Annotated in this window: 16 protein-coding genes; 12 read left to right on the forward strand and 4 right to left on the reverse strand. The window is 58.9% G+C overall.

Annotated elements, in window-relative coordinates; all coding sequences use genetic code 11:
* The 5 genes from EAH75_RS03655 to EAH75_RS03675 all read left to right on the forward strand — a co-directional run bounded on the left by EAH75_RS03655 (nt 1) and on the right by EAH75_RS03675 (nt 6,990).
* Nucleotides 1–1,239, forward strand: coding sequence for a glycosyltransferase (locus tag EAH75_RS03655; RefSeq protein WP_241668873.1), 1,239 nt, complete (start codon nt 1–3; stop codon nt 1,237–1,239).
* 240 nt (nt 1,240–1,479) lie between these two features.
* On the forward strand, nt 1,480–3,213 hold the full coding sequence (locus tag EAH75_RS03660; RefSeq protein ID WP_140804274.1) for an asparagine synthase: 1,734 nt from the start codon (nt 1,480–1,482) through the stop codon (nt 3,211–3,213).
* 390 nt (nt 3,214–3,603) lie between these two features.
* Complete coding sequence (locus EAH75_RS03665; protein ID WP_140654286.1) at nt 3,604–4,272, forward strand: class I SAM-dependent methyltransferase; 669 nt, start codon at nt 3,604–3,606, stop codon at nt 4,270–4,272.
* Nucleotides 4,273–4,304: 32 nt separating this feature from the next.
* Complete coding sequence (locus EAH75_RS03670; protein ID WP_140654288.1) at nt 4,305–5,264, forward strand: phosphotransferase family protein; 960 nt, start codon at nt 4,305–4,307, stop codon at nt 5,262–5,264.
* Nucleotides 5,265–5,511: 247 nt separating this feature from the next.
* The gene (locus tag EAH75_RS03675; protein ID WP_140804276.1) at nt 5,512–6,990 is read left to right on the forward strand and encodes a lipopolysaccharide biosynthesis protein; all 1,479 of its coding nucleotides are present in this window, start codon (nt 5,512–5,514) and stop codon (nt 6,988–6,990) included.
* Between the two features lie 162 nt (nt 6,991–7,152).
* On the opposite strand, the gene EAH75_RS03680 is transcribed toward EAH75_RS03675, so the two are convergent.
* Together EAH75_RS03680 and EAH75_RS03685 are read right to left on the reverse strand one after the other, a co-directional pair.
* Complete coding sequence (locus EAH75_RS03680; RefSeq protein WP_140804278.1) at nt 7,153–9,171, reverse strand: acyltransferase family protein; 2,019 nt, start codon at nt 9,169–9,171, stop codon at nt 7,153–7,155.
* Between the two features lie 210 nt (nt 9,172–9,381).
* Nucleotides 9,382–10,332, reverse strand: a complete 951-nt coding sequence (locus EAH75_RS03685; protein WP_140804280.1) for a glycosyltransferase family 2 protein — start codon at nt 10,330–10,332, stop codon at nt 9,382–9,384.
* A 563-nt stretch (nt 10,333–10,895) separates the two neighbouring features.
* On the opposite strand from EAH75_RS03685, the gene EAH75_RS03690 reads away from it, so the two are divergent.
* Nucleotides 10,896–11,585 carry a phosphatidylserine decarboxylase gene (locus EAH75_RS03690; RefSeq protein WP_140804281.1) on the forward strand — a complete coding sequence of 230 codons (690 nt, stop codon included), beginning with the start codon at nt 10,896–10,898 and terminating at the stop codon, nt 11,583–11,585.
* Nucleotides 11,582–11,785, forward strand: coding sequence for a hypothetical protein (locus tag EAH75_RS03695; RefSeq protein WP_140804283.1), 204 nt, complete (start codon nt 11,582–11,584; stop codon nt 11,783–11,785). The genes EAH75_RS03690 and EAH75_RS03695 overlap by 4 nt, the downstream gene beginning before the upstream one ends.
* 155 nt (nt 11,786–11,940) lie before the next feature.
* On the opposite strand, the gene EAH75_RS03700 is transcribed toward EAH75_RS03695, so the two are convergent.
* Both EAH75_RS03700 and EAH75_RS03705 read right to left on the reverse strand, forming a co-directional pair.
* Nucleotides 11,941–14,223 (reverse strand): hypothetical protein, encoded by a 2,283-nt coding sequence (locus EAH75_RS03700; protein WP_241668874.1) that lies wholly within the window; start codon nt 14,221–14,223, stop codon nt 11,941–11,943.
* Between the two features lie 409 nt (nt 14,224–14,632).
* A complete protein-coding gene (locus EAH75_RS03705) occupies nt 14,633–16,957 on the reverse strand; it encodes a hypothetical protein (RefSeq protein ID WP_241668875.1) in 2,325 nt (774 codons plus the stop codon).
* 797 nt (nt 16,958–17,754) lie between these two features.
* On the opposite strand from EAH75_RS03705, the gene EAH75_RS03710 reads away from it, so the two are divergent.
* From EAH75_RS03710 to prsR, 5 genes are all read left to right on the forward strand, one after another.
* Complete coding sequence (locus EAH75_RS03710; protein ID WP_140655237.1) at nt 17,755–18,378, forward strand: phosphatase PAP2 family protein; 624 nt, start codon at nt 17,755–17,757, stop codon at nt 18,376–18,378.
* A 623-nt stretch (nt 18,379–19,001) separates the two neighbouring features.
* Nucleotides 19,002–19,853, forward strand: a complete 852-nt coding sequence (locus tag EAH75_RS03715) for a DUF4114 domain-containing protein (RefSeq protein ID WP_140655241.1) — start codon at nt 19,002–19,004, stop codon at nt 19,851–19,853.
* A gap of 226 nt (nt 19,854–20,079) precedes the next feature.
* Nucleotides 20,080–21,249, forward strand: coding sequence for a non-hydrolyzing UDP-N-acetylglucosamine 2-epimerase (wecB, locus tag EAH75_RS03720; RefSeq protein WP_140804285.1), 1,170 nt, complete (start codon nt 20,080–20,082; stop codon nt 21,247–21,249).
* 63 nt (nt 21,250–21,312) lie between these two features.
* Nucleotides 21,313–23,394, forward strand: coding sequence for an XrtA/PEP-CTERM system histidine kinase PrsK (gene prsK / locus EAH75_RS03725; RefSeq protein ID WP_140655249.1), 2,082 nt, complete (start codon nt 21,313–21,315; stop codon nt 23,392–23,394).
* Nucleotides 23,391–24,755 (forward strand): PEP-CTERM-box response regulator transcription factor, encoded by a 1,365-nt coding sequence (gene prsR / locus EAH75_RS03730; protein ID WP_140804287.1) that lies wholly within the window; start codon nt 23,391–23,393, stop codon nt 24,753–24,755. The genes prsK and prsR overlap by 4 nt, the downstream gene beginning before the upstream one ends.
* The last annotated feature ends 7 nt before the right edge of the window (nt 24,756–24,762 follow it).

The following is a 24,762-nucleotide window of genomic DNA, read 5'->3' on the forward strand; positions in this document are numbered from 1 at the left end:
GTGAAGCGCGTGCTGATGATTGCGTTCCACTTCCCTCCGGTAGCCATGGGCAGCGGGCACCTTCGTACTCTGGGCTTCGTCCGGTATTTGCCCGCGCGGGGCTGGGAACCTACCGTGCTGTCGGCGAACGCAGCGGCTTTCCCTCGCGTCGATGCCGAAAACCTGAAGTTGATTCCCGACGACTGCCGCGTCCACCGCGCGTTCGCGCTGGACGTGCGGCGGCATTTGTCCATCCGCGGGAGGTACCCCGGATTCCTGGCGCAGCCGGATGGCTGGGCCTCCTGGTGGCCGGCGGCAGTAGCACAGGGATTGCAACTGATCCACCGCCACCAGATCAGTGCGATCTGGTCCACATATCCGATCATGACCGCGCACTGCATCGCCCATACGTTGAGTCGCATGACAGGGTTGCCATGGGTAGCGGATTTCAGAGACCCGGTCGTGAATTCCGTGGAAGCGGGAAACCGGTTTTCCGTCTCGTCGCAAAAACGTTGGGAGCAGCGTGTGCTGGCTCACGCAACTCGCACGACGTTCACCACTCCAGGGGCCATGCGCGGTTACGCCGAACAGTATCCGCAGGCATTCCTGGATGGCCGCTTGGTCGTGATCCCAAACGGTTACGATGAGACAACATTTTCGGATCTGCCGGTGGCCGTGGACCGTCAACCCCGTCGGCCGCTACGGCTGCTGCATAGCGGCATTCTGTATCCCGAAGGGCGGAACCCGTTGCCGTTCTTTAACGCGCTCGCGGATCTTAAAGCTGCAGGAGCATTGAGCGAGGAGGATGTGGCGATCATGCTGCGTGCCAGCGGTTCTGAAGCCATGTACACCGAGGAAATACGACGGCGTGGTCTCGACCGGATGATTACGCTCGCGCCGCCGATATCCAATCGGGAAGCACTGCACGAGCAGTTTGACGCAGACGCCCTGTTGCTGTTCCAGGGTCGCCAATACGATCGCCAGATTCCAGCGAAAGCCTATGAGTACCTGCGCATCGGTCGCCCGATTTTTGCGCTGGTCGGTGAGGATGGGGATACGGCGGCGTTGTTGCGTCGTGCAGGCGGTGCCACGCTGGTGCCTCCGGACGATGTTGCCGCGATCGCGGGAGGACTTTGCGAATTCGTCCAGGCATTGCGCGACGAGCGCGCTCCAGCGGCGAACGCAAGTGTCGTGCAGGAGTATTCAAGGCACCATGGTGCGGTATTGCTCGCGAGCTTGCTTGACGAGGTCGTCGTCTGAAGCCAGAGGCTGGGACATGGTCAGCTTGTCCGACAGGATTCCATTGGCTGGCGCCGAAAGAAGCCTTTGGGTCGGAAATACTGATCTCCCGGACGGCCGCTGACTTTGCCCGTCAGGGAACAAGTCGAGGCAAGTGTCGATGCAAGATCATGCGAGTGCGGAATTTATCAATGACGTCAATGCATCGACGGATCAGGAAACCCATTCGTCAGCGGAACGTGAGTTGGAGGGTTTGTCGACATGCTGAACGCAATATCCGTCCTGCTTCATGGTGGGAACCAAGACGGTTACCGGCGTGCAGCCCGATCCATGGGACGTCAAGGGTTTGAATCTGCCTCGCGATTTGAATGGATGGGTGGTGTGTTGGACGCGTGGGGAAATCCATCGCAACGCAGCGTGGAAAATTTTGCCGTTCGAACGTCCTCCGGCGTCGCTTGTTGTGTTGGTCCGTTATGGTATCGGGGGCGCTTCGGCAACCCGGCTCTGGATTTGCTGCTCGTTGAACTCGGCGGAGTGGGGCGCATCGACGAGATGGAATTGCGCGGCAACTTCGCGCTGTTTCTTCGCACGCACGATCACTGTCTATTGATGAATGACGTGCTGGGCTTGGTACGGCTTTACGCCAGCCCTGACGTGTTTTTCTACAGCACCAGCTGGCTTGCAACCTGCGCTTATGCCGGCGGTGTGGCGCTGGATGAGGTTGCCGCGGCTGAATATGTGCTGCTCGGCGCGTCCCACTCGGACAGAACCGTGGCGCGCGGCGTTACAACATTACCCGTGGCGCGCGCCTTTGACCTCATCCAAAGGAAGCCGCAGGCACGTCTGCCGATGGGCATATGGGACGAAGCTCGGATTCCCCTTTTATTGGAGGCAGCGGTAGACGAGATCTGCAGCCACCTGCAGACAGTTTGCCGGGAGATTACGATGGCCTTCCCAGGACGCACACGCGCCGCACTCTCAGGAGGCTTCGACTCGCGTTTGATAGTCGCCGGCTTGCTGGCATGCGGCAGCCGTCCAGAATTGTTCGTCTATGGCCAGTCGACGTCCGACGACGTAGCCATCGCGCGTACGGTTGCTGAAAGCGCAGGCCTGCCCATAAAGGTGATCGACAAGAGTCAACTGAACCGACCGGTGTCACGACCCGACATCGAGCGTCTCGTGAACAATGCCTTGTTTTTTGACGGTCTGCCGAATGACGGTATTTACGATGCGGGCGCAGATGAGCAGACTCGGCTTGAGCAGAATGCCGGCGGTTGCATCGCCCTGAACGGCGGCGGCGGCGAAATATTCCGCAATTTCTTTCATTTGCCCGACCGGTCAATGCACGCCGCAGATATCGTGCGTACCTTCTATCGCGGGTTCGATCCGAAGATATTTCGCCGCCCCGACGGACTGGCTTCCTGGTACCACCATCTCGTTGCATCGATCGGGGCATCGCTAGGGCTGGAAAGCCTGGCTGCAGGCCGAACCTTGCGAAGAGCGGAGGTGGAGTTGGTCTACCCATTGTTCCGTTGCCACCACTGGATGAGCGTGAACAACAGTGTGGCGATACGGCACGGCTACTACGCGACGCCGCTGGTGGATCTGAATATGGTCCGGCTTGCCTGGCAGCTGCCAATTGCCCAGAAAAATGCCGGAAAGTTGGAAAGTCACCTCGTCGCGAGGCTGGACCCTGCGATTGCGCGACAACTCTCGGCATATGGCTTTCGATTCAGCGATGGTCCTGACTGGCGTGCGCATTTTTCGGAATGGGCCCACTGCGCGCGACCGGTATTCGCTCGCCCATTCATTAACTCGGCGCGACGCCGTTTGCGTGGACTCGGGGTGGCGCCCGACATGAGTGCGCACTGCCGATCTCTGTTACCCGGCGAGTGGCAGTTGGATCCGGTACTCGACCTGGCACGTTTGCCCGACAACTTTGCTTTCGCGCGCGCGCTCGCGGTGGAAGTCGCATGGCGCAAGCTGGTTGCATGAGGATCACACGAATGGCTCCGACAGCGCGGTTTCAAAGGCGAGTTTCCCCGTAGAGCCGGAGGCTTCATGCTTGTGTGCTCCTGGCCTCGCGGGCGAGATACGCTGCACCGTCGCGCAGGCGTACGATCATCGCCGTCGTGCCCGGTGCCATGGCGCTCTTGCTCATGCGTGATCGGCACTGAATCTGCTAGCCTTCCCCTTGGCTCAGATGTGCGGGCGCCAGGCGATCTCCAGTTTTTCGGGGCGGTGCAAGTATGGCAGCGACCTTGTCCAGTTCGTGAAGTATCGCGCCCTCGAATTGCCATTGGTCGGCTCGAGTACATCGCTCCTTTTTGCGAGAAAATATTGAGCCGCCTTCAGATCCCTTTTTCTTTTGCGAATGGAGAGAACATGAGCTGGGTTCCTGACGAACATTACAAGAGTCATCGGGTTGCAGCTGAATATGACAAATCCCGGTTTTCCAGCATTTCGGGAAAAATTTTCAATCATCTGGAAAAGCGGATGGTCGGGAAATGTTTTCATAAGCTTCCAAAGGCGCAAAAAATCGTCGACGTGCCCTGTGGGACCGGCCGACTTGCCGAGGCGCTGCTTGCGCACGGATATAGCGTGCATGGAATCGACATCTCCGCGGAGATGCTTCTCGTCGCCAGCCAGCGCCTGCGCACCTACGGATCCAGATTCACTTCTGAAGTGGCAGATGTAAAGCGGCTGCCGGCGGAGGTGCCAATGTATGACGGCGCCCTGTGCGCACGCGTGCTGATGCACTTTCCGCTGGATCAACAAATTGGATTTTTGACTGGTGTGGCGCGGCTGAGCCGTTCCGTTGTTGTCATAAATCACAGCCTGGATTCTGGCTATCATCGGCTTCGGCGGCGGCTCAAGCGACTCGTGGGACACCAGGCATCCGCTCTTCATCCGATAAATAACAGAGATATCAGAGTGCTGTTAAAGAATGCAGGTCTGCGCGAGGTGAAACGTCGCCGACTGTTCCCCATCATCAGTGAAGCGATATACATCATCGCCGAGAAGATTGACCCGGAAAATAGTCGAACACCATAAATCGGAAGTCTCGGACCTATCCGAACGTCATCATGAACGCGAACATCGGCCAGCTTCTCAATCGGCGTTTTGAGTGTCCCGGATGCCATGCTTCCGGTGACTGGAGTGCGTCCGCTCGCGCCATGATCAGGGAGGCTTCCACGATCCAGGGATTCGGATGTCGCCGTTGTAGGGAAGAAATCGTCGTGAAAACGACACAGACGGCCGCTTGTGCTGCGAGAGGGGGGCAGCTGGCGCAAGAGGAATACCGCGTTCTTTGCGAGCTGCAAGCGGTTTTCCCGCAAGACGACGAGTTCGGAACTCTGGTGCCCCTTGGTTACCTCGAGCTCAATGGTTACGGAGCAATGATCACACGGAAGTTCGATGGCGTGGATCTCGTTCGTCATGCCTCCAAGCTCAGTGGGGGCCGGAAGCGAGGGCTATTCCGACCCGCCGGACTCTTGTTGCGAAGATTGCACGATAGCTGCCCCGAGGGATACCGGCCGCAGACCCTTCGCGTAGAGGATAAAGTGGCCTACCTGTCACGGACATACGGCGCTCGACTGCGTAGCGACCGTGCTACCAGTAACATATGTGATCAATTGGTGGAGGAAGCGACGAGAATCAGCGCAGTCCAGCTTCGGGCGACATGGAGTCACGGTGACTTCAAGCCCGAAAATGTTCTTTGCGACGGCCACAAATACATGATCCTGGACACGCAACTGGGGACCCGCGGAGTCTTCGTTTATGATCTTGCCTCGTTCTTAAACCACTTGTTGCTCGCTAGCCCCGGTTTCATGCGTTCCGGTATTGGGGAATATCAGCAAGTTGAAGAAGAGTTTCTGAACGGATATGGCTTCCTCAATGGGCAGGAACTAAACGCATTGCGCTGGGCGCAATTGTATTTCATGTTGTGCTATTGGGGCAGGTACCGGCAGCGCGGTCCGCTTTCGGGAATTTACGCGAATTGGAGAATACGTCCTGTCGTGCAAAAGCTGGCCGCTCAGCTTTGAGCGATATCGGTCGTTTCCCCGGGGTTTTCCAGGCGATGCCCAAAAAGGGTACGAACGTTTTAATCATCTTCCAATGCGTCGCCCCCAGCAGGTCTCAAAGGCAGATGCACGCGCCGTACAACGTGACCGTTGGCTCGGTCACGTCCTCTGCTGTGAATGGTTTCGATCATGCAATGGGAAGGGTGCCAACCGTCAGAACATCGGTTGAATAGCAAGGCACTCAGGGCGACGAAATACACGGAATCATATGTCACAAGAAAAGCCCGGTATTCGCAAAGCGCTGACCCTGTCGTTTGCTCAAACATGCATCAGCCTTGTCCTTAGCGTCGCGACGATCATTATTTTGAGCCGTCTGCTGAAACCGGCGGAGATAGGCGTGTATTCCGTAGCTGTGGGTTTTGTCGCTCTGGTGCACATGCTTCGGGACTTTGGGGTAAGCGAATTCGTCGTACAGGATCTGTCCTTGGACAACGATGTTATTCGCACCGCGTTCACCATGAACCTTATTATCGCTTGGTGCCTGGCCGCCATTGTCTTTGCAAGCAGCGGACTGATTGGACTCTTTTATGGTGACCCCGGCGTTGCACGCGTAACTCGGGCGATGAGCCTCGTGTTCGTGCTTTTGCCCTTTGGTACCACGCATATGGCGCTTATGAAGCGAAGCTTCAGATTCGACACCATACTGAAAATTCGCTTGGCGGAAACAGCGGTCAGGGGTGGCACGACCATTGGCTTGGCGTACGCAGGGTTCTCCTACATGAGCATGGCTTGGGGATCCGTTGCCGGCATGGGTGCTTTGATTCTCGGCTGCGAAATCTGGGGGTGGCAGTACCGGGTGCGCGGAGTTAGCTTCGCGCATTGGAGGCGCGTCATGGATTTCGGCTGGAATCGTACGATTGCCGACCTCGTCATGCAGATGGGGACCCAGTCCGCGAATATCATCGTGGGCAAAATGTTCGGTATGGCGGCAGCGGGGTATTACTCACGCGGGTATGGGGTCGTCAACATGTTTGTCACCAACGTGATTGGTGCCGTTGGCAACGTCGCCTTTCCGGCTTACGCCAGGGAACATCGTGAAAGCAATACGGCTCCACAGCTCTTTCTGAAGTCCGTCGTCTACCTTACCGGCATAAGTTGGCCCTTCTTTGGGTTTTGTACCTTGATGGCATTCCCGATCATCCGCATTGCGTTCGGCGACCAGTGGGATGCCGCGGTACCCTTGATGCAATGGCTTTGCGGTGCTGCCATTGTCGGAACGCTGACTTTCCAATGCAACAGATTCTTTACCGCGGTTGGGCGATACCGCGATGTGACTCGGGTAGAGATTCAATACCAAGTGGGACGGATAGGGCTGACCATTCTCGCCGCATTTCACAGCCTTGAAGCGGTTGCTGCCTCTCAAATTCTGGTGTATATGGTCGCCGCGGTGCTCTATTACAGAAAAGTGGTGCAGTATGAATCGACCAGGCTCTCGAACGTAGTTTCTGCGCTGTTGCCAAGTGGTCTGGTAATGCTCAGCAGTTGCGCGGTTCCAGCGGCGGTATTGTATCTCTGGCCGGGGCCGCCCTCACAGCACTATGTTTCCGCTTTTCTGGTAGCTGCGGCTGGCAGTGGGCTCGGATGGATATTGGGAATCGTCCTTACCAGGCATCCGTTGCTATCAGAGATCGTGCGCGGCATATCCTCGATTGCTTGCCGAGTCGGTTTGGTTTCAGGGCTTCGCTAACGTCTATTGTCGGACGATCCGCAGTTCCGTGGGTCCGGGGTATCTACTGCCTGCCACAGCAGCTGTTGATGTATGACCTTGCCCTCGAACTTCGTATCAGTTACGCCAGCGGCAGCAGCGTGTCGATGTCGCGGTCTTTGGTGGGGGATTACCATCCGATTGCTATTGTGATTTAGCCTGGACGGCCGCGTCTGGAGCATGCGGGCGGCTGGATTCGAGAGCCGTGGCCAACGCGGGCGCAAGAGTACGGGCGAAGGTAGCGGTCATGTGGCCTGTGTCCGAGAACACAATCCCACCATCAAGCTCGGCGCGACAGACGCCGTCTGGACAAACGCTGTTCGTCATGTCGACGAATTGGACGTTTCGGAATGACGCGGCGGTAACTTGCAGCCATCGTCCGACATTGTCAAATCGCGCGGTATGCGCATTGCCAGTGCAGTGAAATTTGCTCACGAGTGCATCGTATAGTCGTCCGCGCGGCTCGAGGCAGAGCGGAGCGTTGACGAGGAGTTCGGGCGTCGGGCGTATCAGATAGATGCGTTGTGTGTTGCCGGCCAACGCGCTTAGTACCTGTCGCGTTCCCGCTATCCACTGTTCCTTCGTATATGGATAGGTGACACTCTCGCTAAGCACGACTACATCGGGCCGCAGAGCGACGACTGTGCGCACAGCGTCACGTCGCCACAACGCGCACTCGGTGTACTGGCGACGGAGTGCCAGATCAACGACCGGTGCGTCTACCATCGGGCACCCGGATTTCGTAACGGTCAGAAAACGCCAGCCCGGCTTCTCGAAGATCCGCCGATAGGCCGGAAACCAGTGCAGTGCCTTGCTGTCACCCATGAGAACGGCTGTATGCGCTGCGTGCGGATCGCCGAATGTGCAGATCTGGGCTTTCGTCGAACGAGATGAGCCCCAACAGCTCATGGCGTAGACGGCTGGCTTGTCGTTTTGTGCGGCGACGAATCGCGCAAGTGCCGGAGTCTCAGAAAAAGTTTTGGCTTGAGTCTTCCAGATCCGGAGTGGCAGCACAGCAACTACCATTACAGCAAACGCGGTAACTACGGCCACGCCTGGTCTCACGAGGAGTTTGTGGTTACGCCGAATGGGCGTTTCAAAAAAGTGGTATGAGGCTGCGGCGATCAACAACGACACGACGACCAAAAGTAGGCGATTCCATCCGTCACCGATATTCAGCAGAGTTGCCCCGAGCAGCAGTACCGGCCAATGCCACAGGTACCACGAGTAGGAAACGCGTCCGAGCGCCTGCATGGGCTGCCATGACAACAAACGGCCTACCCACGCTTGTTGTTGCGCACCAGCCGCCAAGACCAGCGCCGCACCGAACGAAGGCAGCAACGCCGAAGTGCCCGGGTACGGCGTGGTGCGAGCGATAAGCAGTGAGGCAAGCAGGATCATGACGAGTCCCAGCCACCCCATTGGGCGCAACCAGGCAGACTGCGAGACGACGGTGGAGGCACCGAAAGCGGGCGACCCCACTAGCAGAAACACGATCGCACCTAACGCGAACTGCCAAGCCCGAGAGGGCATCATGTAAAACGCCAGCATTGGCGAGCGATGAGTCCAGTACAACGACAGCGCGAAGCTGGCCACGAAAATGGCGCCAAACAGCCATTTCAGTCGTATCAAATTGGCGGTGTGCTTTGCATACTTCCACGCACTCATAGCCGCAACTACCAACAACGGCCAGACCAGATAGAACTGCTCTTCAACGCCCAGTGACCACGTATGCAAGAAAAGCACAGTGTCCGATTTCGAAGAGAAGTAGTCGATGTTCCAGAAAGCGAACTGGAAATTGCTTAGCCACAGTGCCGCGCTCGCTGCACTCGACGCTTGTTCGGGCAACTCGGTAGGCGCCACCACTACATTTGCCACGATGCAAGTCGTCGCCAGCATTAACAACAACGCCGGCAACAAACGTCGGAGCCGTCGGGCATAAAAATTTGCAAAGCGCAGGTGCCCGGTGATTGCTGCTTCCTGAACCAGCAAGCCAGTGATCAGGTATCCCGAAAGGACGTAGAACACGTCCACTCCAACAAATCCGCCAGGAAGCCATGTCACTCCTGCGTGTGTGGCCACCACGAGCAGGATTGCAATCGCGCGCAAACCCTCGATGTCAGCCCGGTAACCTAGGCGGAACGCTCCCCGTGTGCTGTCCATGATTGCTTGTCCCGTGTGCGCGCGAATGGAGCTTGCCGGGGCGGACGATGCAGCACGCAAGTCTTGTATGGCATGCCCGCGTTGTCTTCGTCATATCGTTCTCCTCGCGTGGATTGAATCACACGGCAAGGGATACGTTTCTCGGGGACAACGTCGGCCCGATAGGGATCAAAAATGAGTTTCCAAGCGAACTTCGATATTCAAGCTACATTAAATTGAACGAACAAAATAGCGCAAAGTACACTTTATGAGGCAGCCGAACGAAATTCTGCGTTCACGAAACAGACGATATGCCAATGGAAATGTCTCAGCCGCGTGTTTGTTAGATGCTGCATAGACCCATTGAGTTGCCAGTTTGGCCTGGGTCGTTTTTATTTGGGTTAGTTCTTCAGCGGTAAGTCCCAACCGATCCCTGGTATCCAGAAGCCTCTGCAGGCCCAAGTCGCTGTATGGAAACCGTCTCAGCGAGTTGGACTCATGGGTCAAATTTTTATCGTGTCTCTGCCATGTTCCAAGCGAATTTACCGCATAACCAAAAGTTCCGCGCTTTATCAATTTGAGCATAAATATCTTGTCTTGACCGAGCCAGATATCCTCGTCAAAACCCGCAATCGCTTCAACATGCTCGCGGCGGCAAGCTATTGTCATTGGAATAACGCTTCCCTCGAGCATCTTGGAAAATAGCGAATTATCTGTCAGCTCGGCAAACCCGTTTCCCAAGTCTTTCTTCTGGATTGTTCGGAATTTTGGGTGATCTAGATCTTTTGATGTAGGCCGCCCATTGATGTCTACGATATCGCGATCACTGAAACACGCAATCCAATGCGCGTGCTGGCGCAGTCCCCACACTACCTGCTTTAAAAAATCTGGGTAGACGATATCGTCGGCGTCCAAGAATGCAATAATTTCCCCGACGGATTTCTTGATCCCTAGGTTACGTGCCGCACCAGGACCTTTGTTTTCTTGCTTCTCGAAATTAATGTTTAGATTTGATTTTTCAGAAAATCCAATTACACGAGCAGCTGTATCATCAGTTGAGCCATCATCAATGACGATGACCTCATCCGGCTTTTGTGTTTGGTTCTCAACACTGGCAAGCGCCCTCTCTATATACCCCCCGGCGTTGTACGCAGGAATGATGAGTGAGACTTTGGCATCCACTGGACTTCTCGCCTTATTTCGGAGTTCTCTTGATCCGCATGATTGACTTGCGACCGACCTGCCGTGCTGGCAGGGTAGCGGCAAACTTCGCCGGTGGGAAACTCTCTTTCGCTGGACTCGGGACTTAACGCAGCCCGACTATCTGGCGTCAGCTTTCACCCGGCCACGGGCCTGATTGCCCTTCGAAATCAACAGCGCGGCTAAGCGGTAGCCTTGCTCTGTTTGCGGTTCGGCCGGTCAGCTGATTCATGTTCCGTTGCGCGGCATCTGCCGACACCCCATTTTTCCAGTACGACGCGCTTTCCGTTTGCTCCCTGCACATTGCCGGTCCGTCATGCAATAAGATGACGCGGTTCAAGGTGCCGGGGGTTACGAGGTGGGGTTTCACCCAAGCGATTGGAGCGTTCATCGCGGCTCCGTGTGAGCGAATGCTCGTGCTCGCGCTATCGTGGTTGCTGTGATTTTACTTGGATGGAAGGCAGAAGCTCGCGGCGGACTACGATAGACAAATATCGGCGGTCAGATTTGGTGTTCAGGGGCTTCTTGATGAGGGCTGTAGGTTCATGATGGTACTTATTCTGCAACTCGCAGTCTTGGCACCGCTGACCGTTGCGCTAGCGTACCAGTGCGTCTATTTTCCTTACCCTTCGCCTCTCGTGCGGCGCTGGCTGCCGCCACGCAAGCGCTGGCCCGAAAGCCAGATCCGCAGTTGGCTCAAGTCAGGGCAGTTTCAGCGTGCATTTCTTGGTCATTTTTACAGCGACCCCGAGCGTGTGGCACCCCTCGGCAATAGTCTGCTTGCCCCGGCGGACGGGCTGGTGACGAGTGCCGACGTGCGTGACGGGATATGTTATTTCGTGATTGCACTCAGTTTCTGGGACATGCATGTGCAGCGCAGCCCAACGGCCGGAAAGGTGCTCAGCGTGCACTCGCATGGTGACGACTTCATGGACGGTGAGGGACGGGAGTTTGCGTTTTTGCGGGAGAAAGCCTGTCCGGTGCAGAAACGTCTCGTGATTGCAGCCGACTGCGGGCAGGTTGCAGTGCGCCTGATTACCAGCATCGCGGCGCGGCGCATCGAGACGTGGGTTCGGGAGGGAGAGGAAGTCGAGCGTGGCCAGAGGATCGGCAGGATATTGCTGGGCAGCACCGTGGTGCTTGAGCTGCCAGCTGGCACGAAGCTGTTAGTGCGTACAGGCGATCGCGTGTGGGCGGGAGAAACTGCAATAGCAGAAGGCTTTTCCGCCCCATGAATGGATTCCTCTGGTCGTCTGGCCACCTGGGATGGGGCGTCTTTGCGCTTGTCGTATTCACCGGCCTGTGGTGGCTGTTGTCTGATCTGATCTGGCGATTGAGAAATGTCGGGATTGGACGGCTCGCGGTTGCGATGTCAATCGGCTGGATCGTGGGCGCCGGCGTGATCTTGTTGGGGTTTTATCTGGACAATCGGTAACGCCGCCAGATTTCGGATACGTTGCTTGGCCGCGGACGAATCCGTCAGGCACCGGCCCAAACCTCTCGCGTCGGAGCGAGAGCGGCGGCGGGAGGCCGGACATCAACGCAAATCCGCGGTTGCCGGAGCAGGGATGTGAGGGATTGGTGGGTGCGTCAGTGGGGCGCGGAGCGCGGGAGGATCGCGAAGTTCGGATAGTTGTTGTAGGCCTCTGGCGCGGCCGGTTTCATGCTGCGGGACTGGAAAATGTCCCAGGCAACTTTTGCGTTCGGCAGGCGGCTATCGGCCGCAGCCGCGACGCCGATCTGAAAATTGGCAGGGAAGCCTGTCGCTGAATACGGGTAGCCTGACATTTCGCCCGTGCGACGAGGCTTTTTCGTCAACCTTCCAGCCTCTGCGACCATGGCCGGTGAGTTGCACTCGAGGTCGGCAAGTGTCGGAAAAGTTGCGTCATAGACTGCGCTATACGTCGGCAGCCAGTTTCCGCGCGCATCCTTGACCTGGATACTGTAAGCCGAAGCTTCCAGCCAGCAATAACCTTGAGCAGGATGGGTCTGCCAGTCGGTCATCAGGCCGATCTCCAATTTCGCCAACCAGTTGCGGAACTCTGCCGCGCCAGTGAAGCCAAGTTCGGCAGCATGCCCTGCCGACCAAGTGAGGAAATTGTGCTGCCAAGGAGCCATGGCGTTGTGGTTACCGCCGTTCATGCTGTAAACGGTTCCAGCATCCATTAGTCCCAGAGAGTTGGCACTGGCATTGTTGGTGTATTTCGCATTCCAGTCGGCAAGCGAGTTCTCGACCTGAGTGTTGAACTCGGTCTTCAATGGGTAATCGTCGGGAAGCAGGTACGCCGCATCGACCATTTCGCGCAAAACCCAAGCTTTGCCGCGAACCTGGCTGTAGGGACGGTCAATCAACCCTTGTGAAAAGTTTCGGTAAGTCTCATTTGGCCAGAGGCTGTTGAGTGAGGCAGCAAACGCGAGTTCCGACACGTAGTAGTAATCGCCGGTCACCATGTAGGGCACATACGATGCCGATGGCTGATGCGCGTTGTCCCATAAGTACGGGTTGCCCGTGCCGTACCAGGCCGTTTTGCAATCCGTGACCACCGCGTTGTTCGTGCAGCCCGGCAACAGGTCCGCCTTGTAGTGCGCAGCTTTTACATTGCTCTGTTGTGCAGCCTTGCTCGCGAAGGCCCAGTCGGCGATCGTCACGTAAGGATGCTTCTCGATGCTGATCGGCCAGCCCGTCGCCTGGTCCCGATAATGGACGCTGTAGGCGCCGAGCGCGTCCGTGTTGGCAAGCATCCAGTTGTAGGCACGCACGTCGGGGTCGATGATGTAAACGCTGGTCCACCGCGGGAGTGGACCAATGGCCGCTTGTGCGCCAACGTTGCCCATGTGCTTGGTCTGGTCGCATCGATCGAGGGGTGCGCAAGACTGTCGCAGACTAGCCAGAAACTTCTCGTCGGGTTTCAGCGGCATGTAGCGTGACACCGCGTTGCTCGCCTGGATGTAGCGCGTGTCCTGCTGCAAATAGACCTGCGGCTCGGCATTGTTCCACCAAAGCAACTTGTGCCAGCGCGTGTAGGCGTACTGAGTGAGTGCCGGACTCGTGTAGCTCGCGGTTCCCGAAATCAACGTCGCGATGTACTGCGGTTGCGCCTGAGGCGTGTAGGCCCAGGTATTTTCCACGATGACATCCGTCCGTACTTGGTGAAGCGTGCCCGACGAGCCATCGGCGTAGGCTCGCACCGCGAAATAGACTCTCAGGTTCGGACTGATCGTGCCATCGGTCGCCGTCAGGGGACCATTCACAACCCACTCACTCGCCAGCGGGCCGGAAAGCCACAGGTCGCACTGGCTGTTCCACGGCTTGCACGCATGGGCGGTGCTGGCTACCTGCAGCAGCGCACGAGCATTTGCTGTGTAGCTCTTGCCACCCATGTTGAGCGACACCTCGGCGTCGTAGCTGGTTGCAAGCAATCGCGACAAGCTTACGTGATCGACCTTTTCTGCCGCCGTCGGCGCGGGTTGCGCGGAAAGCGTCAACGGCCACTTTGCGTTACTTGGCAGCGATGGAACCATCGCCGTCAGCACCGCATGACGCAAGCTGCCGTCCGGATTGGTCGCCTTGGGATCTACTTGCAAACCTACCGGCTGGCCATTGACCGTAGCGGCTAGCGTCGTTCCCTGGGGCACGTCGCCGCTTTTGAAGATCTGACCGAAGGTCACCGACACGTTGCCTTGTGCTTGCGAGACTTGACTGACTACGGTATCCGTCACCACCGTTGCCGCACGGGCATGCAGCGCGCCGAGCAGCAATACGCCGCCAGTGCACGCCCAAGCCAGTTTTTGAAAAACCGTACTCATGCCTGCGCGCAGCCATTGCGTCCCATAACCAGCTCCGGCAATTTCGGGGGTTGATCGGCTGGCCATGCCGTCTCCTTCACGCAACGTGTTGGTCGATAGCGTGCCACCTCTGTTTTGGCCGACGACTTGTTGCCACCCTGCCGACGGCGCGCGTACCGATTCCAGGCGGCCACTTTCACAGTTTTACAGCTGCTCCACAAGCCGCGGCAACCGTTGCCGCGCCCGCCAGATGTCGCGGCATGGCGTGATAGGTATCCCCCGAGGGTGAGAGATTGGGCGCGGCCAGAAGATCGGCGTGCGTGAGAAGGTGTGCGAAGGGGCTGGATCGCCGTGGGGCTGATCCGCCCTGCGCATTATTTTGCCAATCGGTGAGGACGCGATCGCAGTCTGATCCGGTTGTCGCAACCTTCACTACCGGGCGCACCTCAGTTGCGTCGTGTGATGCCTCCGAGGAGCGTGGCAGTCCGCGTCCAGATCAACCTGTCGTGATGAACTGAATGCTGTTGGCCGTGCGGGACGCGGCCGGTGAAACGGTACCGACGGGAGGTGGACTGGGAGGCGTGCTTGGGGGAGGTGGTTGTGTGGGCGCAGGGTTGGGCGTGGTCGGCGGGACTGGACTGATGATAGGTGCCGTATCAACAGGTGTGTACGGCGCGGAGCGCGGCACTACCGCAAAGTTGGGGTAGTTGTTGTAGGCGGTACTGCCCGAGGGCCTCACGCTGCGGGAATCAAACAGATTCCATGCAGCCTGTGCTTTCGGTAAACCGCTATCGGCTGCGGCCGCCACGCCAATCTGAAAGTTGGCGGGATAGCCCGTGGTGGAATAAGCGTAGCCGGACATTTCACCGGCCTGCGCGGGTTGCTTTCTCACCTTCGCGAGTTCCTGCAGCATGGCCGGGGAGTTGCAAGCGAGGGCTGTGAGCGTCGGCCAGTTAGTACTGTAGACGGTGGTGTATGACGGCAACCAGTTGCCTGAGGAATCTTTGACCTGGATGCTGTAAGCCGATGCTTGCAGCCAGCAATACCCTCGACCGGAGTAGCCCTGCCAGTCGGTCATCAGACCGATCTCGAACTTCGCCAACCAGTTGCGGAACTCCGCCGCGCCGGTGAAGCCAAGCTCGGCAGCATGCCCTGCCGACCAGGTGAGGAAATTGTGCTGCCAAGGCGCCATGGCGTTGTGATTACCGCCATTCACGTTGTAAACGGGGCCATCGTTCATCAGCCCCAGCGGGTTGACGTTCGGGTTGTTGGTGTATTTTGCATTCCAGTCAGCGAGTGAGTTCTCGACGTCTGCCGTGAATTCCGCCTGCAAGGGGTAACTGTCCGGAAGCAGCCACGCTGCATCAGCCATCTCGCGCAGCACCCAGGCTTTGCCACGCACTTGCGCATGCGAGGCGTCAATCAAGCCTTTGGAAAACCCGCGATAGGCTTCGTTTGACCAGAGCTCATTGAACGAGGCCCCCAGGGCGAGTTCCGACATGTAGTAGTAATCACCCGTCACCATGTAGGGCACATACGCCCCGGAAGGTTGGTGGGCGTTGTCCCACACATTGGGATTTCCTGTGCCGTACCAGGCCGTTACGCACTTGCTGACCACGGCATTGTTGTAGCAGTTTTGCAGCATGTCCGCCTTGTATGCCGCTCCCTTCGTGCTGTTCTGGGCCGCCACCTTGCTCGCCGATGCCCAGTTGGTAAGGGTCACATAGGGGTGCTTCTGGATGCTGACTGGCCATCCCGTTTTCGGGTCACGGTAATGGGTGCTGTACGCGCCGAGCGCGTCAGTGTTGGCGAGCATCCAGTTATAAGCGCGAACGTCGGGATGGACGATATAAACGCTGGTCCAGCGCGGCAGCGGGCCTATCGACGCCTGCGCGCCGGTGTTGCCCATGGTTTTGGTCTGGTCGCAGTTGTCCAGCGGTGCACAAGACTGACGCAGGCCACTCAGGAACGATTCGTCCGGCTTCAACGGCATGTAGCGCGATACGGCCTTGCTCTCCTGGATGTATTGCGTGTCCTGCTGCAGATAGACCTTTGACTGCGCATTGTTCCACCACAGCAGCTTGTGCCAGCGCGTATAGGCGTACTGCGTGAGTGCCGGGCTGGTGTAGCTCGCGGTCCCCGATGTCAATGTCGCCGTGTATTGCGGCTGTGCCTGCGGTGAAAATGCCGACGAATTCTCGACAATGACGTCCGTGCGCACATCGCCCACCGTGCCCGGCGTGGCACCCGCGTAGGCACGTACCGCGAAGTAGATCGTCAGGTTCGCGGGGGTGCCGTCGGCTGCGGTCACGGCGCCATTCACCACCCATTCGCCTACCAGCGGGCCGGAGAGCCATACGTTGCACTGCGCGCCCCACGACGCACATGTCTTTGCGCTGTTCGCCGATTGCAACAGCGCACGGGCACTGGCCGTGTAGGCTCTGCCACCGATATTGAGCGACACATGAGCGTCGTAGTTCGTTGCGAGGAGTTGCGACAGTGTGATCGGTCCGCTTTGACCCCGACCCGTTCCTGTGGCCAGCGTCAGGGGCATTGTTGCGCTGCCGGGCAGCGACGGAACCATCGCCGTCAATACCGCGTGACGCAGGCTGCCATCCGGGTTGGTCGCCTTGGCATCGACCTGCAAAGCTACTGACTGACCGTTGAGCGTGGCGGTCAACGTTGCGCCGCCGGGGACGTCGCCAGCCTTGAATACCTGGCCGAAGGTGACCGGCACGTGGCTCTGTGTCTGCATCGACTGACTGACGACGTTTTCCGTCACCACCGTTGCGGCGTGCGCAGATACCACACCCAGCAGCAATACGCAGCCTGCGTAAGCACCCCTCAATTTTCCTGCCACTCGAAAAAGGCGGTCTTTTTCATTTGACAGTCGTGGTTGTCGGACTGTAAGCATTGTGATTTCTTTACCTTGCATCGGGTGAGCGGCACGGAAAACGCACCATTGTGTAATGGCCTGTGCTTATGAACACTGGAGTCGGGACGCCCGAGGGATCACTTGGACCTCGTTCACGCTGTCTTGGCGTCGTGTCGGCGCGGCGATACCGCTGGTATCCGCCGACAAAACCATCGATCGACGATACTCTTTGGAGTTTGACGAGTTGTGAACTCGTACTCATCTTGAGCAATTCAGGCGTGTTTCTAGAGACTTGGATGTTCCTGTCGGTTCGGAGCCGTTGGGCGGCTGCTCGATTCCCGTGGCGGCTCGACCCGTCGAATCGGACAAAGTACGCGCGCGCAGCACGTTGCGACGTTTCAGTTCTCCGAAGGATGCTCCTTGCCTTCATAGGCATCCTCCGCGCATGACGGGATCGTCGGCGTTGGCATGGATGCTCACAGACGACCGGCGCGCTTGAACCATATCATTGCGACCGGCGCTTGGCTCGCACCAAAGTTATCCAGGAGTCGCTGACCGATCGTCAGAGGCCTGGGAGCCTTTGAGAGCGAAGCAGTGTCATGATTATTTGCACTCGGCCAGTAGCGCCCCATTCATGGTCATTCCCCGCATCCTTAGTAATCTACGTCCACTTGGCCGGCGCGGTCACGGTCTTCAATGCCGCCGCCTGCAGAGGACTCTGCCCAATCGGTCAATAGTTTGAAATGGCGATGCTCCGCGTCTGGCATGCATTGAGCTATATCGGCGATGGTGTCGTCCTGGTGCCGTGCGCGGTGTTGCTTTTTGCCTGGCTGATCGCGTTCCAGGCTACCCGGCGCGCCGGGTGGTGGTGGCTGGTCGCCGTATTTTTGGTAGCCGGCGGCGTGGCGCTGAGCAAGTTGCTGTACATGGTTTCAGGATGGCACCCTGCCGGATGGAACTTCATCGGCCTGAGCGGACATGCTGCCCTGTCGTTTCTGTTCTGGCCCTCAGCGGCCGCGCTCGTCACCGGTCGCCACCGAACCGGGTTGCGTGCCGTCGCCGTCGGTCTGGGCGCGGCTCTCGCGCTCGCCATCTCGGTCTCGAGTTGGACGTTACGGGACCATTCGTTATCGGAAGTCATTCTGGGAGCCCTGTGGGGCACGGCCGTCGCCACGGTCTTCCTGACACTCACGTGGCGGCATGTGGTGGAAGCGCCGTTGGCAAGCAACTGGATGATCGTGGGTATTTTGTTGTCGATGTTCTTCGCCTTCGGGCACGAATTTCCATCCGAGCGCGTTCTAGGCTGGATCGCCTTGCAGGTGAGCGGGCACACGGCTATCGACAGACGTACCGATCCAGGCCAGTAGACACCGTTGCCAAAAATGGAGGCGGATTGGCGGCAGGCCGATTTCGCTTTTCGCGTATACACATCCCACTTCAAAAGATCCCGTGACTTGCGCGCAGAAGGCAAAGACTGCCACGAAGTGACAGGTACTCATTTGCAGCGTGCTGTCGATGTGCAGGTATTGCCGGTACGCGCAGTGCCGAATCCCATCCGGCGTTTACTCGGGTAGTTCACGCCGCGGGCTCCTTCGAGTCAGCTTCGCTGATCCCCCGCACGCCGACTTGCCCGGCCACTTTCACGACCCCGGGGCTCCGGCCGAAGGCGTCGCAAGACCACTCTGTGAGTCTCCACGTGGAAAGGCCTTGCAAGCATCGGCCTTTCTTTACATTTTGGTGCTTCGCCATGTGCCGTTCGAAGTCGTCTGGGATGGCCGGAAGCGGCTATCACCCACTGCTGCGGGGCGGAGGGGCTCCGGGACGTAGCCGGATCCACCTCGCAAAAGTGATGTCGGGAATCTTTACACCTTTCAGGTTTTTGATCGATTCTTTAAAGATTAATACATTTCTAAATCATAATGTTACATGTTTGGCGCGTAATTTGCTTTACGTATCAGATGTGCCTCGCTAGACCCTCCAGGAGCATGTCATGAAGACATACAAATCTTTCGCACTCGTCGGTCTGGTCGCTGCGAGCCTGTTCACGGGTCAGGCCTTTGCTACCGTCTGCCCGGACACCCCGGGTGGCACTCCAACCCAGGGAACGCACGTGTGCGTCGCGACCTCAGGCGGGGATGGGGCAGGCAGCAGTCTGCAGGAACAGGTAAATGATCGGAGGGTCAGTGGTCCGGGCATAAACGTATACAAAGATCAGGTCTCTTCCAGCGCGTACTGGTCCATCGGTGCGACCGGCAGCAGTGAAAACGTGATCACGCTGGAAAGGGCGGGGAACGCCAGCTCGAACACGTTCGGTATTTTCGATCCCACCAATCCGAGCAATGCACTGATGCTGTTCAATGGTCCCGCCACTACCGGCTGGAGCACGACACTGAGAAGTCTGGGAGGCGGCAATTACATAGCCACGTACTTTGATGAACATGGCATCTACCAAAGCCAGGCAACCGCGCATTTCGCAGTCACGAACCTGTTTGGGTATTACCTGGGAACGCTGGAGAACGGAACCTTTTTCTCCGACTCGTCACTGAACGAAACGGGTGGCAGCACGTATCCAAACGGAATGTCGCACATGGTGGCATTCCAGGGAGACAACGCAACTACCCTCAAGACGGGAAATACCAAAGGTCGATTCCTTTCCAACGAGTGGATGTTGGCTTGGGAGGATTTGCCGTGGGGTACGGCGGATCTGGACTACAACGATTTCGTGGTGTTTGTAGAATCGGTTCATCCGGTCCCGGAACCGGCGGCGCTTGGTATTTTCGGGCTCGGCGCCCTCATGACCGGCTTCGCCGTGGGGCTGCGCCGCCGTCGTGAGGATGTCTGAGGCAGGCGTTTGCTGCAGATTTGCAACAAACTGAACTCGTTCGATCACACCTGGCCTGCCTGTTTGGCGGGCCATTTTAGTCTCGCGTTCCCTGACCGTGACCAGCCAGAATCTCGGCCAAGAGTAAGGATGCGGCTGAAGATCGTGGTCATCGTGAAAACCAGAAACTCAGCTAACACCGCTGATACACTGAACGCGGTACGGGACTCAAGGGAGACATTCCGTCATGCAGCGGCTCAGGATAGATTTGATTGCGGCCGCGCGGCCAAACTTCATGAAGGTCGCGCCGCTGTTTCACGCGTTGCACGCGCAACCCTGGTGCCGCCTGCGACTGGTGCACACCGGCCAGCACTACGACCAGAACATGTCGGAGGCTTTTTTTCGTGACTTGGGTTTGCCGTCGCCGAATCTGCATTTGGGTATAGGCAGCGGCAGCCATGCGGAACAAACTGCCAACGTGATGCTTGCCTATGAAGGAGCCTGCGTCGCGGACCGACCGAACCTGATTGTGGTGGTCGGAGATGTCAATGCAACACTCGCCTGCGCACTGGTCGGCGCGAAGTTATGCATTTCGGTGGCGCATTTGGAGGCAGGGTTACGCAGCCGCGACCGCAACATGCCCGAGGAGATCAACCGGCTGGTGACCGATACGTTGGCCGACATCCTGTGGACGCCGTCGCCGGACGCGGACGAAAATCTCGCGGCCGAAGGCGTGGCGCCGGACAAGGTCACACGCGTCGGCAACATCATGATCGATTCCTACGAGCTGATGCGCGAGCGCATCGATGCCAGCGGCGAGCGGTGCCGACTCGGGCTGGAGAAGCGTGAGTATGCTGTGGTGACCTTGCACCGCCCTTCCAACGTTGACGCACCCGCACCGCTCACGTCACTGGTCGGTCAACTAACGCGTATCGCGGCCAGATTGCCGCTGGTGTTTCCGGTGCATCCGCGCACTCGCAAGAATCTTGAAGCCTTCGGCCTCTGGACGGACCTGGCGACAGCGAGCGGTGTGCAAGTCGTCGAGCCGCTCGGTTACGTGGATTTCATGAATCTCGTCTGCGGCGCGCGCCTCGCCATCACGGATTCGGGTGGTATCCAGGAGGAAACCACCTATCTGGGCATACCCTGCCTGACGTTGCGCACCACCACCGAGCGACCGATCACCATCACCGAGGGCAGCAACCGGCTGGTGACGGTCACCGAGCTCGAGCGAACAGTGGACGAGGTTCTCGCAGGTCACTGGACGCACGGCGGCAAGCCCGAACTCTGGGACGGACAGACCGCTGCGCGCGTAGTGGCCGACATCCGCCAGCGGCTGTTGATCACGCCGGAGCGAGCGGTCGAGGAAGCAGGAGTTGTCGAGCTCTCCACCCGCCAAGCGCTGGGCAATGCCTGAATCCGGGGGAGAGCGGGCGTCCGGCTGAGCGCAGACAGTCGGGTTGTCAGCGATCGTCACGCTATGCACATCATCGTCATCATCAGTTACCTGGCTGCCGCCATCGCGTACCTCGTGGGCACGACACTGCTAGCGGTCAGTTGGCGTGGCCAGCGTACCGGGGGCCTACTGATCCTGGCTACAGCGGTCTCGGCCCTGTGGGCCGCGTTTCTGGTTTACGCCGAATGGCAGCGCGGCGTGGCTGTCAATTGGCTACTTATGGCCGAAGTGCTGCGCTACGGCGCGTGGCTTGTTTTCGTGAGCGCCCTCATCGGCACAGGGCAGATGGCCGGGCTGTTGCGCCGTTTCTGCGTGGGTGCGCACGCGCTCTGGATTGCGCTCGCGCTGTATTGCTTGTTACCGGCGACCGGTTTACTCCAAACCGCCGTGTTGCCGTTCAGCGTAAATGTGCTTCTGGTCGGGGTGTTGATCCTGGCCTTGCTCGGCGTGGTGTTTCTCGAACAGATCTACCGAAACATCGCGCCGGAACAGCGCTGGGCGCTCAAGTTTCTAGTGATTGCGCTCGGCGTATTGTTCGCCTACGACATCTTTTTGTATTCGTACGCGGTGCTGTACCGGCAGTTCAACCTGAGCGCCTGGGCGGCGCGTGGCTTCATCGACGCGTTGCTGGTGCCGCTGTTGATGGTGGCGGCGGTGCGCAACCCGAAGTGGTCGCTGGAGGTCGGGATTTCGCGGCGCGCGGTGTTCTATTCCACGAGCCTGATGGTGGTCGCGTTCTACATCCTCGCTACGGCGCTCGGCGGTTACTACGTGCGCCTGTATGGGGGTGACTGGGGTCGGGTGGCGGAAATTACACTGGTCTGCTTTTCGCTGCTGAGCGCGGTGTCGATTGGGTTCTCAGGCCGGGCGCGCTCGCATCTGCGAGTATTCCTGCACAAGAACTTCTTCAGTTTTCGCCACGACTACCGCGAGGAATGGCTGCGGCTGACCGCCACGTTGTCGACCGGTGATACGGAACTGCCGCTGCGCGCGCTTCGCGCGATGGCGCAGACCATGGACAGCCCGGCGGGCGTGTTGTTCATGCGTGGCGATGCCGACGATTTCGTACCGGAGGCGCGCCTGAACATGCCGACGCCGGCTGGCCTGAAGCTCCCGACACGTGCGCCTGCGTTGGAGTTCATGCGCGAGCGCCGCTGGATTTACGATCTGGAGCAACCGCCGCCGCTGGGCGATGAACAGCTGCGGGCGCCGCCGGAATTGACCAGTCTGCCGCGCGCCTGGCTGGTGGCCCCGCTGGTGTTGGAAGATCGCCTCATCGGCTTTGCGGTGCTGGCGCAGGCGCGCGCACGCCGCGCGTTCGATTGGGAGGATATTGATTTGCTGCGGGCCGCCGGCAGCCAAGTAGCCAGCACCTTGGCGCAGGCGGCCGACGCGCAGCACCTGGCCGAAGCGCGCCAGTTCGAGGGTTTCAACCAGCTCACCGCTTTCCTGATGCACGACCTCAAGAATGTCGCGGCCCAGCAATCGCTGCTGCTGCAAAATGCCGAGCGCCACAAGCACAATCCTGCGTTCGTGGACGACATGCTCGCAACTGTGGCGAATTCCGTGCAGCGCATCTCGCTGCTGCTCGACCAATTACGTGGCGACGCGACGCCCGGCGCGAGTGGCCGCGTGCAGCTCGGGGCGGTAATCGACAAGACGCTCGCCGAGTGCAGCACGCAATCGCCTCGACCGGAGTACAGGCCGACCGCGGAGGACTTGTGGGTGCGCGCCGACGCTGACCAGCTTGCCACGGTGCTGGGCCATGTGATCCGCAACGCCCAAGACGCGGCGCAGGCCCGCGGCCATGTTACGCTCAGGGTGGAGCGCGCTGCGGGCGATGCCGCGATCGAAATCGAGGACGATGGCCCGGGCATGGATGAGGACTTTATCCGCAACCAGCTGTTCAAGCCGTTTTTCACCACCAAGGCAAGCAAGGGTATGGGCATCGGCGCCTACCAAGCCCGGAAGTACGTGCATTCGCTGGGCGGAGCGATGAGCGTGCGCAGCACCCCTGGTCAGGGCACCGTGTTCGCAATCCGGTTGCCGCTGGCCAAGCCCGCCGGGGATGCAACGTCGGACAGCCAGCTGAGGACTGCGTCATGAGCGAGCGGCAGCGCCGCCTTTTGATCGTCGAGGATGACGTCGGCTTGCAGCGCCAGCTGCGCTGGAGCTTCGAGGATTACGACGTGGTCATCGCCGGCGACCGGTCCGCGGCGCTCGCCATGCTGCGCAGCCACGAGCCTGCCGTCGTGTTACAGGATCTCGGTTTGCCGCCGGACGAGGCGGGCACCACCGAGGGCTTCGCCACGATTACGGATATCCTGCAGCAGGCGCCCCACACCAAGATCATCGTGGTCACAGGCAACGGCGATCGTGACAACGCTGTCAAGTCGATCGGATGCGGCGCCTACGATTTCTGCTCCAAGCCGCTTGATCTCGATATCCTGCGACTGATCGTCGATCGCGCCTTCCGGGTTCACGAACTCGAAGCCGAGAACCGCAAGCTCAAAAGCCAGTCGGCCGCGACGCTCGAAGGCATCATTGGTAGCAGTGAAGTTATGCGCGCCGCTTGCCGGCTGGTGGAAAAGGTGAGCCCTTCGAACGCCACTGTCCTGCTGCTCGGCGAGACCGGGACCGGCAAGGAGCTGTTCGCGCGCGCGGTGCACCGCCTGAGCAAGCGGCGCGACGGTCCATTCGTGGCGATCAACTGCGCGGCGATTCCCGAGCCGCTGCTGGAAGCCGAGTTGTTCGGCTACGAAAAAGGTGCCTACACGGGCGCCCACAAGCAAACTAAGGGCAAGATCGAACTGGCCAGTGACGGCAGCTTGATGCTCGACGAGATCGGCGATATGCCGGTTGCGTTGCAGGCCAAGCTGTTGCGCTTCTTTCAACAGCGCGTGGTGGAACGCATCGGCGGTCGCGAGCTGATCCCGGTGGATGTGCGCGTCATCTGCGCTACTCATCAGAACCTGCACGCGCTGATCCGTGCAGGGCGCTTCCGCGAGGACCTCTTCTACCGCGTCAGCGAAGTGAGCATCCTGCTTCCGCCCCTGCGCGACCGGATTGGCGACGTGGCGCTCCTTGCACGGTATTTTCTTGAGCAGGCCGCCAGTCGACACGGACGCAAGATCCACGGTTTTACGGCCAAGGCCCTCAAGGCAATCGAGGCGTACCCTTGGCGCGGCAACGTACGCGAGCTGGAGAACGCGGTAAACAGCGCGGTCATCATGGCGGAGGGCAAGCAAATCGGGGTCGAGGAGTTGCACCTCGGCGCGATCGGCGGCGGCGATGCCCTGAACCTGCATGAGGTGCGGGCTGTCGCCGAAAAGCGTGCCATCGAGAGGGCCATGAGCCAAGCTGGCGGCAATCTCACGCGGGTGGCGGACTTGCTCGGCGTCAGTCGGCCGACACTGTACGATCTTTTGGACAAGTACGACTTAAAGAAGCCTGCCCACGTAGACTGACTCCGCG

It is taken from the genome of Rhodanobacter glycinis, assembly GCF_006438785.1.
Classification (GTDB): Bacteria; Pseudomonadota; Gammaproteobacteria; order Xanthomonadales; family Rhodanobacteraceae; genus Rhodanobacter; species Rhodanobacter glycinis_A.

Bases quoted from the DNA above. Each gene is read 5' to 3' on its own strand.
- EAH75_RS03670 (WP_140654288.1), top strand. From the start codon at position 4,305: ATGAACGCGAACATCGGCCAGCTTCTCAATCGGCGTTTTGAGTGTCCC.
- EAH75_RS03680 (WP_140804278.1), bottom strand. From the start codon at position 9,171: ATGGACAGCACACGGGGAGCGTTCCGCCTAGGTTACCGGGCTGACATC.
- prsK (WP_140655249.1), top strand. From the start codon at position 21,313: ATGCACATCATCGTCATCATCAGTTACCTGGCTGCCGCCATCGCGTAC.
- EAH75_RS03690 (WP_140804281.1), top strand. From the start codon at position 10,896: ATGATGGTACTTATTCTGCAACTCGCAGTCTTGGCACCGCTGACCGTT.
- wecB (WP_140804285.1), top strand. From the start codon at position 20,080: ATGCAGCGGCTCAGGATAGATTTGATTGCGGCCGCGCGGCCAAACTTC.
- prsR (WP_140804287.1), top strand. From the start codon at position 23,391: ATGAGCGAGCGGCAGCGCCGCCTTTTGATCGTCGAGGATGACGTCGGC.
- EAH75_RS03700 (WP_241668874.1), bottom strand. From the start codon at position 14,223: ATGGCCAGCCGATCAACCCCCGAAATTGCCGGAGCTGGTTATGGGACG.
- EAH75_RS03710 (WP_140655237.1), top strand. From the start codon at position 17,755: ATGGCGATGCTCCGCGTCTGGCATGCATTGAGCTATATCGGCGATGGT.
- EAH75_RS03695 (WP_140804283.1), top strand. From the start codon at position 11,582: ATGAATGGATTCCTCTGGTCGTCTGGCCACCTGGGATGGGGCGTCTTT.
- EAH75_RS03675 (WP_140804276.1), top strand. From the start codon at position 5,512: ATGTCACAAGAAAAGCCCGGTATTCGCAAAGCGCTGACCCTGTCGTTT.
- EAH75_RS03715 (WP_140655241.1), top strand. From the start codon at position 19,002: ATGAAGACATACAAATCTTTCGCACTCGTCGGTCTGGTCGCTGCGAGC.
- EAH75_RS03660 (WP_140804274.1), top strand. From the start codon at position 1,480: ATGCTGAACGCAATATCCGTCCTGCTTCATGGTGGGAACCAAGACGGT.
- EAH75_RS03665 (WP_140654286.1), top strand. From the start codon at position 3,604: ATGAGCTGGGTTCCTGACGAACATTACAAGAGTCATCGGGTTGCAGCT.